This window comes from Hamadaea flava (assembly GCF_024172085.1).
Taxonomy (GTDB): Bacteria; Actinomycetota; Actinomycetes; order Mycobacteriales; family Micromonosporaceae; genus Hamadaea; species Hamadaea flava.
Genome location: NZ_JAMZDZ010000001.1, coordinates 6,745,834 through 6,760,526 on the forward strand (window position 1 = coordinate 6,745,834; position 14,693 = coordinate 6,760,526).

14 protein-coding genes are annotated in these 14,693 nt (G+C 71.8%); 8 read left to right on the plus strand and 6 right to left on the minus strand.

Annotated elements, in window-relative coordinates; translation table 11 throughout:
* Positions 1-79: 79 nt before the first annotated feature.
* Complete coding sequence (locus HDA40_RS31685) at positions 80-430, plus strand: MmcQ/YjbR family DNA-binding protein (protein ID WP_253761469.1); 351 nt, start codon at positions 80-82, stop codon at positions 428-430.
* Entirely contained in the window at positions 427-1,179 is a 753-nt protein-coding gene (locus tag HDA40_RS31690) for a sulfite exporter TauE/SafE family protein (RefSeq protein WP_253761470.1), read from the plus strand. Before HDA40_RS31685 ends, HDA40_RS31690 begins: the two co-directional genes overlap by 4 nt.
* A 97-nt stretch (positions 1,180-1,276) precedes the next feature.
* Here the strand turns inward: HDA40_RS31690 and HDA40_RS31695 are convergent, their stop codons facing one another.
* From HDA40_RS31695 to HDA40_RS31705, 3 genes are read right to left on the minus strand one after another with little or no spacing between them, the layout of a single operon-like run.
* On the minus strand, positions 1,277-2,725 hold the full coding sequence (locus HDA40_RS31695; RefSeq protein ID WP_253761471.1) for an Rv2578c family radical SAM protein: 1,449 nt from the start codon (positions 2,723-2,725) through the stop codon (positions 1,277-1,279).
* Between the two features lie 21 nt (positions 2,726-2,746).
* Complete coding sequence (locus HDA40_RS31700) at positions 2,747-3,532, minus strand: adenosylcobinamide-GDP ribazoletransferase (protein WP_253761472.1); 786 nt, start codon at positions 3,530-3,532, stop codon at positions 2,747-2,749.
* Positions 3,510-5,339 carry a bifunctional adenosylcobinamide kinase/adenosylcobinamide-phosphate guanylyltransferase gene (locus HDA40_RS31705; protein WP_253761473.1) on the minus strand — a complete coding sequence of 610 codons (1,830 nt, stop codon included), beginning with the start codon at positions 5,337-5,339 and terminating at the stop codon, positions 3,510-3,512. Before HDA40_RS31705 ends, HDA40_RS31700 begins: the two co-directional genes overlap by 23 nt.
* Before the next feature lie 53 nt (positions 5,340-5,392).
* On the opposite strand from HDA40_RS31705, the gene HDA40_RS31710 reads away from it, so the two are divergent.
* Positions 5,393-5,587 carry a hypothetical protein gene (locus tag HDA40_RS31710; protein ID WP_253761474.1) on the plus strand — a complete coding sequence of 65 codons (195 nt, stop codon included), beginning with the start codon at positions 5,393-5,395 and terminating at the stop codon, positions 5,585-5,587.
* 131 nt (positions 5,588-5,718) lie between these two features.
* Here the strand turns inward: HDA40_RS31710 and HDA40_RS31715 are convergent, their stop codons facing one another.
* Together HDA40_RS31715 and HDA40_RS31720 are read right to left on the minus strand one after the other, a co-directional pair.
* Positions 5,719-6,714 carry an aldo/keto reductase family protein gene (locus HDA40_RS31715; RefSeq protein WP_253761475.1) on the minus strand — a complete coding sequence of 332 codons (996 nt, stop codon included), beginning with the start codon at positions 6,712-6,714 and terminating at the stop codon, positions 5,719-5,721.
* Between the two features lie 61 nt (positions 6,715-6,775).
* Complete coding sequence (locus HDA40_RS31720) at positions 6,776-8,224, minus strand: WG repeat-containing protein (protein ID WP_253761476.1); 1,449 nt, start codon at positions 8,222-8,224, stop codon at positions 6,776-6,778.
* A 1-nt stretch (position 8,225) separates the two neighbouring features.
* Here HDA40_RS31720 and HDA40_RS31725 point away from each other — a divergent pair, with 1 nt between their 5' ends.
* The 5 genes from HDA40_RS31725 (at position 8,226) to HDA40_RS31745 (ending at position 13,714) form a co-directional block, all read left to right on the plus strand.
* The gene (locus HDA40_RS31725) at positions 8,226-8,732 is read left to right on the plus strand and encodes a pentapeptide repeat-containing protein (RefSeq protein WP_253761477.1); all 507 of its coding nucleotides are present in this window, start codon (positions 8,226-8,228) and stop codon (positions 8,730-8,732) included.
* Positions 8,714-10,600: an ABC-2 family transporter protein gene (locus tag HDA40_RS31730; protein ID WP_253761478.1), complete on the plus strand. Its 1,887-nt coding sequence runs from the start codon at positions 8,714-8,716 to the stop codon at positions 10,598-10,600. The genes HDA40_RS31725 and HDA40_RS31730 overlap by 19 nt, the downstream gene beginning before the upstream one ends.
* Complete coding sequence (locus HDA40_RS31735; protein ID WP_253761479.1) at positions 10,593-11,390, plus strand: ABC transporter permease; 798 nt, start codon at positions 10,593-10,595, stop codon at positions 11,388-11,390. The genes HDA40_RS31730 and HDA40_RS31735 overlap by 8 nt, the downstream gene beginning before the upstream one ends.
* The gene (locus HDA40_RS31740; protein ID WP_253761480.1) at positions 11,387-12,361 is read left to right on the plus strand and encodes an ABC transporter ATP-binding protein; all 975 of its coding nucleotides are present in this window, start codon (positions 11,387-11,389) and stop codon (positions 12,359-12,361) included. Before HDA40_RS31735 ends, HDA40_RS31740 begins: the two co-directional genes overlap by 4 nt.
* Before the next feature lie 99 nt (positions 12,362-12,460).
* Positions 12,461-13,714: an MFS transporter gene (locus tag HDA40_RS31745; protein WP_253761481.1), complete on the plus strand. Its 1,254-nt coding sequence runs from the start codon at positions 12,461-12,463 to the stop codon at positions 13,712-13,714.
* A 320-nt stretch (positions 13,715-14,034) separates the two neighbouring features.
* Here the strand turns inward: HDA40_RS31745 and HDA40_RS31750 are convergent, their stop codons facing one another.
* Positions 14,035-14,688: a DUF2461 domain-containing protein gene (locus tag HDA40_RS31750; protein ID WP_253761482.1), complete on the minus strand. Its 654-nt coding sequence runs from the start codon at positions 14,686-14,688 to the stop codon at positions 14,035-14,037.
* Positions 14,689-14,693 lie beyond the last annotated feature (5 nt).

Sequence of the window (14,693 nt, forward strand, 5' to 3'; positions counted from 1 at the left end):
GCGGACATCATCGACTGAGAGCGCTCCCACCGGCAACCCCCGTCTCGTCTCGCGTGCTGAGATCACTAGGGTCGCCGGTATGGCGGTGACGTACGAGCAGCTCAAGCAGTGGGTTCTCGACCTGCCCGGCGGCGCGGAGGTCATGGTGGCCGAATGGGGTCACCCGACGCTCCGGGTCAACGGCAAGATGTTCGCCTCGGGTTCCCCGGACAGCCCGAGCTGCACGGTCAAGGCGAGCAAGGACGAGCAGGAACAGCTGCTCGCCACGCAGCCCGACGTGTACGCCTTCGCCGCGTACGTGGGCCGGTTCGGCTGGGTGCGGGTCGACCTCGCGAAGGTCGATCCCGACGAACTGCACGAGCTGGTCGTCGAGGCGTGGCGGCGTACCGCGCCGAAGAAGTTGGTCCGGCAGTTCGACGAGGCCCGATGACGGCGCGTCGCCCGGTGCTGGTGGGCATCGGCCTGCTCGCCGGCGTCATGTCCGCCTTGTTCGGCGTCGGCGGCGGCGCGGTCGTGGTGCCCGCCCTGGTCGCCTGGTGCGGCCGGGACCAGCGGCAGGCCGTTGCCACCTCGTTCATCGCGATCGGCCCGTTGTCGCTCGCCGCCATGATCGCGTACGCCCTGCACGGCGAGGTCGACGTCGTCGTGGCGCTCCCGTTGATCACCGGTTCCCTGATCGGGGCCTGGATCGGCACCCACCTGCTGACCCGGTTGCCGCTTGACGTCCTGCGCTGGATCTTCGGCATCTTCGCCCTCGGCATCGCCGTCCGGATGGCGTTCGGCACGGCCGAGGCCACCGGCACGGTCGACCACGGCTGGCGGCTGGTGTGGCTGATCCCGGCAGCGATTGCGATCGGCGTGCTGGCCGCGTTGACCGGCGTCGGCGGCGGGGCGGCCATGGTGCCGCTCATGCAACTCGGCTACGGCCTGTCCGCCGTCCTCGCCAAAGGGACGTCCCTGCTCGTGATCCTGCCGACCTCCGCCCTCGGCAGCTGGCGCAACCTCCGCAACGGACTGGGCTCGCTGCCCGAGGCGTTGTGGATCGGCTGTTCCGGGATGCTGGCCGCGCTCGCGACCGCTCAGCTGTCCGTACGCCTCCCGCAGGGGGTGGCGGACCGTCTCTTCGCCTGCTTTCTCGTCTTCGTCGGCGTACGCACGCTCTGGCCCCGGCGCGCCTGATCACGGCGCATTCAGCCTGATCGTCGGCCGCCGACGATCAAGGCGCTCTCGGCTCCACGAACGTCGGCGGCCGACGATCATGGACGCGGCGCAACGGTCAGGCGGTACGCAGCGGCGCGGGCGGCACGAGTCCGCAGCGCCGAGCGGCCGCCCGCACCCGCGCACTGATGACGCGCTGCTGGTCCTGACTCAGGTACGCCCGTGCGCCGTACAACGAACGGTAGTGCGGCAGCAGGTGGGGGTGGTTGCGGGCGAGCCAGGCCGCATACCACTCCTTGGCCCCCGTACGCAGATGCAGCGGGATCGGCATCACTCCGGCCGCTCCCGCGGCCGCGATCGCCGAGACGGTGGCGGAGATGGACTCCTCGGTGTCGGTCAACCCGGGCAGGATCGGCGCCATGAGGACGTTGACCTCGAAACCGGCGTCCGACAGCCGGCGCACCACGTCGAGGCGGCGCTGCGGGCTGGGCGTCCCGGGTTCGACGGCACGCCACAGCTCCTCGTCGACGAAGCCGATCGACATTGCCAGCCGGACCGAGGTGACCTCGGCCGCCTGCTGGAGCAGGTCGAGGTCGCGCAGGATCAGCGTGCCCTTGGTCAGGATGGAGAACGGGTTCGCGAAGTCGCGCAGGGCGGCCAGGATCTCCCGCATGAGCCCGTAACGGCCCTCGGCCCGCTGGTAACAGTCCACATTGGTGCCCATCGCGATCGGCGCGCCCGACCAGGACGGCCGGGCCAGCTCCCGGCGCAGCACCTGACCGGCGTTGACCTTGACGATTACCTTGCTGTCGAAGTCGTGCCCCGAGTCGAGGTCGAGGTACGTGTGGGTGTTGCGGGCGAAGCAGTTGTGGCTGACCACGCCGTTGGCGATGAAGTCGCCGCTGCCGGTCGTGATGTCGAACAGGTTCTGCCGCTTCTCCAGCGGCTCCACGTCCACGACGTCGAGGTCGGGCGCCACGCCCACGTACGCCCCCTCCAGCGGGCCGCTCGGCGGGGTCTGCCCGAACCCGGCGAGCCGATCGCCCTCGGCGACGTGCCGCCAGCCCTTGGCGGTCAGGAACCGGTGGTCGCCGCTCGCCACGAGCTGGGTGCCGTCGGCCAGGGTCACCCGGAAGGCCGGCTTGTACGTGATCCAGTGGTCGAGCACCTCGGTCACCGCGTAGCGGCGGCGTGACCCGAACCGGACGGTGCCGTAGATCTTGTCCCCGACCCGCAGCTCGGCCAGCGGGCGGGTGTGGCCGTCGGCCATCAGGATCTGGGTGTCGCCGCCGAGGCAGTAGACGCAGGCGTGCGAGCAGCCGCGATAGGGGTTGACGGTCCACTCGAACGGCACCTGCGACTGGCTGGGCACCCGGTTCAGCAGCGACTTGGCGTTGATCTCGTAGAACGTCATCCCGGCGAAGCCCGGCGTGTCGAACGTCCGTGCGACCGCGCCGGGGATGTCGAACAGTCCCGGCTGCGTCGGCGGCAGGGGTGGGGTCGCCGACGCAGCCGGGAAGTCAGTGGGGGGTACAGCTGAAGAAGCAGCTTGGCCGAGCCATCGCATACGTCGATTAGAACACGTGTTCTAGGACAGGGTCAAGCCGATCAGGACCAGCGTCACGACCGTCTCGGTCGCTGCTCCCAACACGTCTCCGGTGATGCCGCCCAGTCGGCGTACCAGATGGCGAAGGAGCAGGAGCAGCGCGAACAGGGCGAGGGCGACGACGGCCGGCCCCTGCCACGGGCGGCCTGGCACCGCGGGAATGGCAAGCGCCGCCACGGCGACCGCGCTGACCAGCGCGACCACCCGGGGAACCGAGCCCGCGACGAACGCGCCGAGCCCGTCGGGCCGCGCGGACGGGATGCCCCGCGCGCAGGCCAGCGTGATCGCGCAGCGCCCGGCCGCGAACGCCGCGACCACCGCCCAGACCGACGCCTGGGCCAGGGTGAGCGTCTGGAGCAGCAGGACCAGCACCAGCGCGACGACCCCGAACGGGCCGACCTCGGGCGACTTCATGATCCGCAGGGCGCGCTCACGGTCGCGATAGGACCCCAGCGCGTCCACAGTGTCCGCGAGCCCGTCCAGGTGCAGGCCACGAGTCAGCAGCGCGGCCAGCCCGACGGTCAGCGCGCCGGCGATCGGGGCCGCGGTCACCTCGCGCAGACCCGCGAGCACCGCGCCCAGCACCGCCCCGAGCAGCGCGCCCAGCCAGGGCGCCACCGCCATCGCCCGGCCGGCCGCGCGCCGGTCCAGGACAGCCGTCGCCGGGGAGGGCTTGCCCGAGCCGCCAGAAGTGCGGTCAGGCCAAGGCACGACCGTGAACGTGGTCAGCGCCAGGCGCAGCGCGTCACTCCAGACCGTCGGCGGCATCGAGATCCGCCTTTTCTTCCGTTTCCTCGACTGGTACGCCGTCAGCGGTCTCCGGCGCGGCGACGCGACCAGTCACTGACTGCACTCCTGGCGGCTCGGTCAAGCCCTCCCCGGCGTGCTCCGGCCCATCGGCGGCCTGGGCGAGGCTGATCGCCGACTGGATGAGCGGCAACGCAGCGAGTGCCGACGCCCCCTCGCCCAGGCCCAGTCGCAGGTCGAGGAAGGGCTCGAGGCCGAGGACGTCGGCGCCCTGCAGGGTGGCCGGATCGCCGCCCGCGTCGGGCAGCAGGCACCAGTGCCGCACCTGACCGGCCAGATCCCGGGCCAGCAGGGCGGAGGCGATCGCGACCGGGCCGTCCATCAGCACCGGCGTACGCCGGGCGGTCGCGCCCAGCAGGATGCCGACGGCGATGGCGAAGTCGACGCCGCCGATCCGGGCCAGCAGCATCTTCGGGGAGACCGTGTCCTCCCGCAGCCGGTTGAGCGCGTCCCGGGCGGCGGCACAGCGCAGCATCCAGGAGTTGTCGTCCACGCTGCCGTCGGCGCTGACGCGGCGGCCCAGCAGGGCGGCCAGTTCGGCCGAGGTCATGGCCGAGATGAGCGTCGCCGCCACGGTGTCGGCGCCCGCGCCGCAGGAGCCCAGCGCGATGAGGTCGACTCCGGCGTCCACCGCCTCCTCGGCCAGCCGCCAGCCGTGGCGCAGCCCGGCCTCCACCGCCTCCGGGGTCGCGGCGTCGACCCACTCGATGTCGCCCGCCGTCGCCGCGTCGACGACCTGGATCGTGGCCCCCGTACGCGCGGCCAACAGCCCGATCGGGCCCGCTCCGGCGCGCGCCTGCGCCGCCCAGTGCGCCGAGTCGCCGACGTCCACCCCGGCCGCGATGTTGCCCTCGTGGTCGGCGTACAGCAGCATCATGCGCACCGAACGCCACGGGTGCGGCGTCGCCGCCCGCTGGGTCGCCGCGGCGAACCGGATCGGCTTGGCGAGCTTGCCGAAGCCCGACCCGGGCAGGTCCAGTGCGCCGAGCCGGGCCTTGGCGTCGCGCTCGGCCTCCTCGTCCGGCAGCGGCAGCTCCATGTTGGCCTGGATGACCAGCCCGGTCGCGATCATCGGCAGAGCCATCGTCGGCTCGGTGAGCGCGCCGCCGGCGGTGTCCGGCTCGGCGACCGGCGTGATGACCTCCGGGACGTCCATCTCGACGGCCTGAGCGGGCTGCGAGGTGCTCACCGGGCGGGCCGGCGCACCGTCGGCCGACGGGCCGCCCGCCGGCTTCAGCCAGGACGTCTGCCCGGCGATGATCAGCGCGACCCGGTCGGCGGCGTCCGCGACGATCTGGTTGATCTCACCCACCAGGTCGGCGAAGTCCGCGCCGGACTCGGTCGCCGGGACGAGACTGAGCCCGACCTCCGGGCTGACCAGGACGACCTGGCCGGCGCACGCCGCGACCGAGCGCCCGAGCGCGTCGATCCGTTCTCGGCGCTCCTCCGCGGTCAACGGCAGCAGCCGCGTCGCCCAGCCGCCGAGGTCGTCCACGAGCAGAACCTCGCCCGCCTCCGCCGTACGCAGCGCGACCAGCAGATCGGTGGGATCTTCCAGTTCCTCGGTGGTCCACCCGGCCGGCCGGCGGGCGCGGTGCGCCTCGATGCGCTGCTGCCACACCTCGTCGGCGGGATCGGTCTGCGCGGTCGCCACATAGCGCACCACACCGCCGGCGGCGGCCTCGGTCGCGAGGCCCTCCGCGAAGTCCGACTTGCCGGAGCGGATGCCACCGAGCACCAGCGCGGCCGTCCACAGGTCTTGTGCCATGGCACGTAATCTAATGGCTTGTTGGTCTTGCCCGCAGCGAGGGAGGCACGGCGATGGCGTGGACATGGCGTTACGAGGACGCGGACGGCAAGCCGATCGAACACCCGGCCGAATCGTTCGGCGGTCAGGCCGACGCCGAATCATGGCTGGGGCAGACCTGGAAAGAGGCGGTCGCGGCCGGTGCGGTCACCGCGGTGCTGGTGGAGGACGACCGGATCGAGTACCGGATGAGCCTGCTCTCCCCGTAGCCGCGGCTCCGCTCGGCTTTGGGCTGGATCAGGGTTCTGGGTCGAATTCGCCGGGGAGCCTCTTGGGCGAGCCGCCAGGAGTGCATTCAGCGCATGATTCGACCGGGAACCCTGATCCAGCGCGTACTGGGTCAGGGGCGCTGAGCCGGCGACTGGGTCTGGCTCGGGTCACGCTCGATGACCGGCTCCAGCACGTCGTCGATCGCCTTGAGTAGATCCGCGCCCAGCTTCACGCCGGACGCCTTGACGGTGTCCCGGAGCTGCTCCGGCCGGGTCGCGCCGACGATGGCGCTGGACACGTTCGGGTTCTGCAGCACCCAGGCCACGGCCAGCTGGGCCAGCGTCAGGTCGGCCTGCGCCGCGATCGGCTTGAGCTGCTGCACCCGGGTCAGCACGTCGTCAGCGAGCCACTTCTGGATGAAGTGCGAGTTCGCCTCGTCGGTCGCCCGGGAGCCGGCGGGCGGCGGCTGCCCCGGCAGGTACTTGCCGGTCAGGACGCCCTGCGCCATCGGCGACCAGACGATCTGGCCGAGCCCCAACTCCTCGGAGGTGGGCACGACCTGGGCCTCGATCACGCGCCACAGCATGGAGTACTGCGGCTGCGACGAGACCAGCGGGATGCGCAGCTCGGTCGCCAGCGTGTGAGCCTGCCGGATCTGGTCGGCGGTCCACTCCGAAACGCCGATGTAATGCGCCTTCCCCGCGTGGACGATGTCGGCGAACGCCACCATCGTCTCCTCCAGCGGGGTGCTGTAGTCGAAACGGTGAGCCTGGTAAAGGTCGACGTAGTCGGTCTGCAGCCGGCGCAGCGACCCGTCGATCGACTCCATGACGTGCTTGCGGGACAGGCCACGGTCGTTGCGGCCCGGCCCGGTCGGCCAGTAGACCTTCGTGAAGATCTCCAGCCCCGCCCGGCGCTCGCCCTTGAGCGCCCGGCCCAGCACCTCCTCGGCGCGGGTCCCGGCGTACACGTCGGCGGTGTCGAAGGTGGTGATGCCGAGGTCCAGCGCCTCGCGTACGCACGCCTGCGCGGCCTCCTCCTCGACCTGCGAGCCGTGCGTGATCCAGTTGCCGTAGGAGATTTCACTGACGAGCAGGCCAGAGCGGCCGAGATGACGGAACTCCATGCAGCCGACCCTATCGGGTCAGTCACCGGGGAGCCGCTCGGGTGAGCCGTCAGGAATGCAGTCAGAGCACGGGTTTGGTGTCCGCCAGCAGTCGGTCGATCTCCTCGATGACGGCGATCCGGCTGCCCAGCTCCATGTCGATCAGTGGCCGGCCGCGCCGGTCGAGCGCACCCCACTTGCCCTGCGGGCTGGCCACCAGGAACGCCACGGGGTGAATCACCAGCGCCGGGTGCACCGGCGGGACGACCATCTTGCCGGACTTGTCGACCACGCCCTTGCGCCCGCCGTTGTCGACGATGGCCAGGCCCTCGTCGGTGAAACCGTCGACGTAACGGCCGTCGGTCAGCGCGGTGGCGAACGCCGCGAACTGCGTCGGCACCACGACCTTGCCGGCCTTGTCGACCGCGCCCCAGCCGCCGCGGCGTACCGCGGCGACCCCACGGCGGAACGGCCGGACGTCGTCGAAGCCGCCCGGGATCACGACGCGGTTCTTCTTGTCGATCGCGACCCAGCCACTGTGCCCGTCGCGGGACACCCAGGCCAGGCCCTCGCTGAACGAGCCGACCCCGAGCCAGCCCGCGTTCGCGTCGATCAGCCGCAGCCCGGCCTCGTCGATCAGCTCCCAGGTCTCCGACTCCGGGCGGCGTACCCAGGCGACCCCGTCGCGGAACGGCTGGACGTCGGCGAACGCCGGGGAGATCCCGGTCGTGCCGGACGGATCCACGTAACCCCAGCACTGCTTCTTGTCGTCGAACTGCGGCACCGGCGGCTTGTGCACCCGCAGGATCTCGTCCCGCGTACGCGGATAGGGGCCCCAGCCGTTCTCGGCGACCTTGCGGAAGACGGCGTCGAGGGCGATCTCGGTCCGGGCCATCAGCTCCGGGTCCTCGACCTTGCGCAGCTCGAGCGCCTTCTCGAAGTGGTTGCAGGCCTCGATGTAGCGGCCCTGGTCGTAGCAGGACTTGCCGGCGTGCTCATGCATCGTCGCGCGCAACCGGTCGGGCAGCTCCGGCGAGTTCGCCTCGGCGAACAACTGGTCGGCGTCGGCGAAGTCGCCCCGCCACTGCAACACGTGCGCCAACCGGGCCTGCGCGATCGCGATCCGGCGCAACTGACCGGTCGCCTCGGCGTGCATCAGCGCCATCTTGGCGTCCGACAGCGCCTTGCTCAGGTCGCCGAGAATTCGGGAGACCACGGCGCGCAGGCTCAGCAGCCGCGCGCGTACGGCGTTGTCGGTCGCCGGGGTGAGCTTGGTGGTCAGCCGATCCCGGATCTCCCGCAGCAGATCCGGATCGTCGACGAGCTCGCGCAGCGTGTCGTGGTGGAACCGCCACTCGACGGCGGCCAGCTCCTGCTCCGGGTCCGGCGTCTTCTCGTCGGCCGCCGGTTCCTCAGCCGCCTCGGGCTCGTCGCTCGCCTCCCCGACCGGCTTCGGCTCGACCTCGGTCGCCTGCTCCTCGGCCGCCGTGACGTCGGCCAGCGTCTTCGGGCGTACCAGGGGATGCAACATCGTGGGCGCGGACAGCGCGGGAGCCGCGCCGCTCGCGCTGGCGGCGACCGGAAGCACGGTGTCCGGCGTGGCCACGGCGGCGGGCGAGACCGGCGCGTCCGAGTGCTCCTGGTCGACCGGCGCAGGGCTCACCGGCGCAGGGCTCACCGGAACGCCGCTCGCGGGTACGGCACTGGTGGGTACGGCGCTGGTGGGCACAGCACTGGTTGGCACGGCGCTCACCGGAGCGGCGCTGACCGGGGCGGCACTGACCGGGGCCGCGCTCGCCGGAACGGCGCTCACGGGAGCCGCGCTCGACGGCGGAACGGCGCTCACTGGAGCTGCGCTCACTGGAGCCGCACTCGACGGCGGAACGGCGCTCATTGGACCGGCGCTCACTGGCGCCGCGCTTACCGGCGGAGCACTGAACGGGGCCGTTTGCGGCGCGGCTGGTGCCTGCGGTCCGGCAGCCGCCTGCGGGACGGCCGCCGAGCCGTGGGCGCCGCGGCCTTGTCCCTGCTGGCTTTGACCCTGCTGGCTTTGACCCTGCTGGCCCTGACCCTGCTGGTCGGGCTGACCCTGCGGACCGTGCTGGCCTTGCCCGTGCTGACCCTGCCCGTGCTGACCCTGCCCCGGCTGGCCTTGCTGCGGGCCGGGCTGGCCGTAGACCTGGCCGGGCGGGCCGAACTGCGGGCCGTGGCCCGGCTGGCCCTGCGGTCCCGGGCCGTGCTGTCCCGGCTGGCCCTGTCCAGGGTGGCCTTGCCCGGGCTGGCCGTGTCCTGGCTGCCCGTGCTGACCCTGCCCCGGCTGGCCTTGCTGCGGGCCGGGCTGGCCGTAGACCTGGCCGGGCGGGCCGAACTGCTGGCCCTGCGGCTGACCGTGCGGCGGCTGCGGGTGCCCCGGCTGGCCGTACCCCGGCTGGCCCTGCTGACCGTGTCCCTGCTGTCCCGGCTGTCCCGGCTGGCCGGGCTGGCCCTGCGGACCGTGCTGGCCCTGCTGCGGGCCGGGCTGGCCGTAGACCTGGCCGGGCGGGCCGTACTGCGGCTGACCGTGCGGTGCCTGCGGACCGCCCGGGTACTGCCCCGGGGGGAACTGGCCGGGCGGCGGACCGTAGCCGGGCTGCGCGTAACCCGCGCCCGGGTGCTGCGGCTGACCAGGGTGCTGTGGCTGGCCGGGGTGCTGCTGGTGGCCGTTGGGGCCCGGCGGCAGCGGCTGGCCGTTCGGCCCGAACTGCGGCTGCGCCATGCCGGTCGCACGGGGCGGGAACGGCCCCGGCGGCGTGGCTTGGCCGTGCTGCTGCGGATCGGGGTTGTCGTCGGCGGGCTGGCGCTGAGCAGGCACCTTCGACCACGGCGAGGTCGGCGTGCCAGCCCAAGCTGGGACGTCCGACCCGGGCCGGCCGCTGGTGCGCTCGATGGTCACGCCACACCTCGTGAAGATCGGGTCGCCGGTGTCCCGGCGAAAACGGTTGTCCCGCCGTTCCCTGACGACGATAGGGTCACCCCGGCCGGCAGAGAAGATGCGGTTGCAACGGGAGGGTACGGCGTGCCGAATGTCACCGCCACTGTGGCTCGGGTACCTTTCCGAAACTTCTCCGAAGTGGTGGGACGATTCGGGGCATTAGCCGCAATCGGCTTCCGTCGTTATGCCACCTATCGGCAGGCGGCCATCGCCTCGCTGGCGACCAACACGATGTTCGGGTTCCTGAGGTCGTACGTCCTGCTCGGAGTGGCCGCCGGAACGGGTGCGGCGGCCGGCTACTCCACCGAGCAACTGCTCACGTTCGTCTGGCTCGGCCAGGGGCTCATCGGCGTAGTCCAGCTCTGGGGTTGGACCGAGCTGTCCGACCGCATCCGCAGCGGCGACGTCGTGATGGACCTGCTGCGCCCCCAGCGGACCCTGACCACCTACCTCGCCCAGGACATGGGGCGAGCCGGGCTGGCGATGCTCATTCGGTTCGCCCCTCCGCTGATCGTCGCGAGCCTCGTCTTCGGCCTGGCCAAACCGCAGCACGTCTGGACCTATCCGCTCGGGCTGCTGTCCATCGTGCTGGCCGTGGTCGTCTGCTTCTGCTGCCGGTTCCTGGTCAACTGCTGCGCGTACTGGTTGCTCGACAACCGTGGGCCGTCCATGTTCTGGTTGTTCTGCTCCGGCCTGTTCGGCGGGCTGTTCTTCCCACTGCACTTCCTGCCCGAGCCGCTCACGTGGGCGCTGTGGCTGGCGACGCCCTTCCCCTCCCTGCTCCAGGCTCCGCTCGACGTCATCTCCGAGTACGCCGGCCGGCCCGGGCCGCTGGTGATCGTGGGCCTGCAACTGTTCTGGGCCGCAGTGCTGCTCGGGCTGTGCGAGCTGATCCAGCGCCGGGCCGAGCGGAAGCTGGTGGTGCAAGGTGGCTGACCGGCCCTACGTCGCGCTCGCCCTCGCCCAGGTACGCAGCCAGGCGTCCTACCGGGTGTCGTTCTGGCTGGACATGGCGGGCAACCTCGTGGTGCTCTCCGCCGACCTCATGGCGATGCTGGTCATGTTCCAGGTGACCGACGACCTCGGCGGCTTCAGCCGGCCGCAGGTGCTGCTGATGTTCGCGATCACCGCCGTCGCGTTCGCCCTGGCCGATCTGGCCGTCGGCAACATCGAGCGCATCCGCGTCTACGTCCGGACCGGGACGCTGGACACCGTGCTGGTGCGGCCGTTGGGCGTACTGGGGCAGCTGCTCGCGGTGGACTTCAGCATCCGGCGGCTGAGCCGGGTCCTGTACGCGGCGGTCATCCTCGCGGTCGCGCTGCACGCCGCGCACCTCGCCTGGACGGTACCGAAAGCGGTGTTGCTGCTGATCGCGATCGTGGCGGGGGCGCTCTTCTTCGCGGCGCTCTTCGTCGCCTCGGCGACCGTCGCGTTCTGGTGGATCGAGTCGGGCGAGCTGGGCAACATCGTCACCTACGGCGGGCGCGACTTCACGGCGTACCCGATGTCGCTGTATGGGGCGTGGTTCCGGCGGCTCTTCGGCTTCGTCCTGGGCCTCGGCTTCATCTCGTACTATCCGGCGCTGGCCCTGCTGGGCCGGCCGGACCCGATCGGGCTGCCGGACTGGACCGGCTGGGTCGCCCCGCTGGCCGGACCGATCGCCGCCACCGTCGCGGCCCTCATCTGGCGCACCGGGGTGCGGCATTACAGGAGCACGGGATCATGACTGTCATCGAGGTACGCGGCCTGCGCAAGCACTTCACCATCCGCAAGAAGGTGAGCCGGTTCCGCCGGGAGTCCACCGAGGTACGCGCGGTCGACGGCGTCGACCTGACGGTGGAACGCGGCGAACTGCTCGGCTACCTCGGCCCCAACGGCGCGGGGAAGTCCACCACGCTGAAGATGCTGACCGGCGTGCTCACCCCGAGCGGCGGCGAGCTGAGCGTCTGCGGGCTCACCCCGGTGCCGCAGCGGCGGCGGCTGGCCGCCCGGATCGGCGTGGTCTTCGGTCAACGGTCGGCGCTCCAATGGGACCTGCCGCTGCGGGAATCGTTCTCGTTGCTGCGTCACGTCTATCGCGTACCAGCGGGTGATCACGAGACGGCCTTGCGCCGGTGCCGGGACCTGCTGGACCTCGACGCTTTTCTGGACACCCCGGTCCGGCAGCTGTCGCTCGGCCAGCGGATGCGCGGCGAGCTGACCGCCGCGCTCCTGCACCGGCCCGAGGTGATCTTCCTCGACGAGCCGACCATCGGCCTCGACGTGCTCAGCAAGCAGGCGGTCCGGGGTTTCCTCGCCGAGCTGGGCGCCCGGGGCGATACGACGATCGTCCTGACCACGCATGACCTGGCCGACATCGAACGGCTCTGCCGACGGATCGTGGTCATCGACCACGGCCGGGTCGTCCACGACGGCTCGTTGCCCGAGCTGCACGCGCGCTACGGCTCGCGCCGCCGGGTCACGGTCGACTTCGCCGAACCCGTGACGGGGCTCTCCGTCGACGTGCCCGGCGTCACCCTCGAACGAGCCGAGGGCACCCGGCTGGAGTTCGCCCTGGAGAGCACGGCCGAGGTCGGCGACCTGCTGGCGCGGCTCGTCGCCGTCGGCGGCCTGCGCGACGTCACGATCGCCGAACCCGAGATCGAGGATGTGATCTCCCGCCTCTACACCTCCCAGGTCGCCGCCCCGGTCGACTAGACTTCACGGGTCCGCCTCGGTGGACATTTGCTCAGGGCCGTAAGGGGCGTACCGGTTGGGTGGGACGGTGCGCGAAGACTCTTACGCTGGAGCCCTCGCTTGTCTCGCTATCGCGCGGTCGTGCAGACCACCGGCCCGTTCTTCCTCGTCGTCGCTTTCCTGGCCCGGCTGCCCGCCGCGATGGGCCCGCTCGGCGTGGTCACCCTCGTCGCCGCCACCACCGGCAGCTTCGCCGTCGCCGGGGCGGTCGCTGCCGCCTACGGGGTGGGCGCGGCGGTGGGCGGCCCGGTCGTCGGGGCCCTGAGCGACCGGCACGGCCAGCGCCTCGTCGGCGTCACGACCGCGATGATCGACGCGGTGGCGCTGGCCGCGATCGTGCTCGCGGTCACCTCCGGCGCCCCGCCCGCGGCGGTCGCGCTGGTCGCCGCGCTCGCCGGCTTCGCGAATCCCCAGGTGGGCCCACTGGTACGCGTCAGGTGGGCGACCTTGTTCAGTGACCCGAGTCGCACCCGGCTGCTACCCACCGCGTTCTCCTACGAGGGGGCGGCCGACGAACTGTCCTACATGGCCGGTCCAGCCCTTGTCGGCATCGTCGCGTTGGCCGGACCGCCGACCCTGCCGTTGCTCGTGGCGGCCGTCCTCCTGCTGCTCGCGGCGATCCCGTTCGCGCTGCACCCCACCACCCCATCCGTACGCGGTTTCGTGCCGGCCCGCAGCCGCGACCGGCTGCCCGTCGGGGCGGTGTCGATGCTGGTCGCGGCGATGGCCGTGATCGGCGTCCTGTTCGGCGCCACACAGACCGGCGTGACGGCGTACGCGGAAGAGTCGGGCATGCCAGGCGCGGCCGGACTGATCTACGCGGTGCTCGGCATCGGCAGCGCGGCCGCCGGAGTCGCCACCGCCTGGCTGCCCGCCCGATGGGGCCCCATCCTCCGGTACGCCACCGCAGCAGTAGCCCTGGCCGTCGGAGCGATCGCGCTCGTCGTGCTGGGGACGTCGCTCGGCGGCGTACTGGCGGCGATGGCCGTCCTCGGCGTCGTCAGCGCGCCCTACCTGATCGCCGTCAACGCCCTGGCCAGCGCGATCGGCCCGACCCGGCGCGCGTCGGCAGTCATGACACTGGTCGCCTCCGGAGTCGTCGCCGGGGGTGCGATCGGCGGCGCCGTGGGCGGACGCCTCGCCGACGCGTACGGGTACGCCGGTGCTTTCGCCGTCCCCGCCGTCGCCTCGCTCGCCGGGGTCGCGCTCGCCGCCGCCTCCCGGCGCCTGCTCGCCCCCGCGCTCCGCTCCGCCGCCGCGTCGGCTGACGCCGCCGCTCCCGCGCCGGCTTCCACCGCCCACCGCGTCGGCTGACGCCGCCGCTCCCGCGCCGGCTTCCACCGCCCACCGCGTCGGCTGACGCCGCCGCTCCCGCACCCCAAAGCCCCGTCGATCATGAACCAACGGTCATGATCACTAGCGTTTTTACAGGTCACGGGCCCAGTTTCGCCATGATCGTTCCCCGAACCACGTGATCGCTCCGTCCGCGCCACCGTCGGAGTTGATCAGGCTCTTCGGGGAACGACCAGGGAGCTACGGACACGACACGCCGGTCGATCACGCACACAAGTTCATGATCAACGGGGCGGGGAGCGGGAGGCGAGCGGAGCGGAGCGAGCAAGGGGGAGGGGTGGTCACCGGCGGGGTGGCATGGTGAACTCGCCGACGTAGGTCGCCACCCACTCCACCAACGGGGCCAGGGCGTGCCAGTCCGCGCGTACGACCGCAGCCGCAGCGGCGGTGTGCAGCGACGGTGAGGGTTCGTGGTGGCGGCGGGCGACCAGGGATTCGTGTCGCATGAGCGCGAGTCGCGGGTGGTCGGCGGCCACCCCGCGGGGCCGCGTTTTGACTTGGTCGCCGGAAAGCTCGAAGCCGTTGTCCACAAGGGACGTGACGAGCTTGGCGAGCTGGGGTCCGGTGGCGGGGGAGTCGACGGCGGCCCGGTAGCGCGCGGTCTGCTCGCGAGTGTGGGCGTGGAAGCCGGCACCGGTGGTGAGTCCGTCGGCGTCGAGCTGCACGTAGTACCCGACACCGTCGAGGATCTCGCAGAACGCCCCTTGATGCGTCTTGTAGGGCGACTTGTCCGCGGAGAAGCGCACGTCCCGATACGGCCGGAACACCTTCGGCTCACCCCACGAGTCGCCCAGTTCGGCGATCAGCGCCAGCATCGGCGTCTTGATCGCGCGCTCGTAGACGTCCTTGTGCTCGGTCCAGTAGGTCTTCGAGTTGTCCGCGAGGAGTCCCTCGTAGAAGATCAGCGCCTCGTCCGGAAACCCGTCGAACCCCATACGGG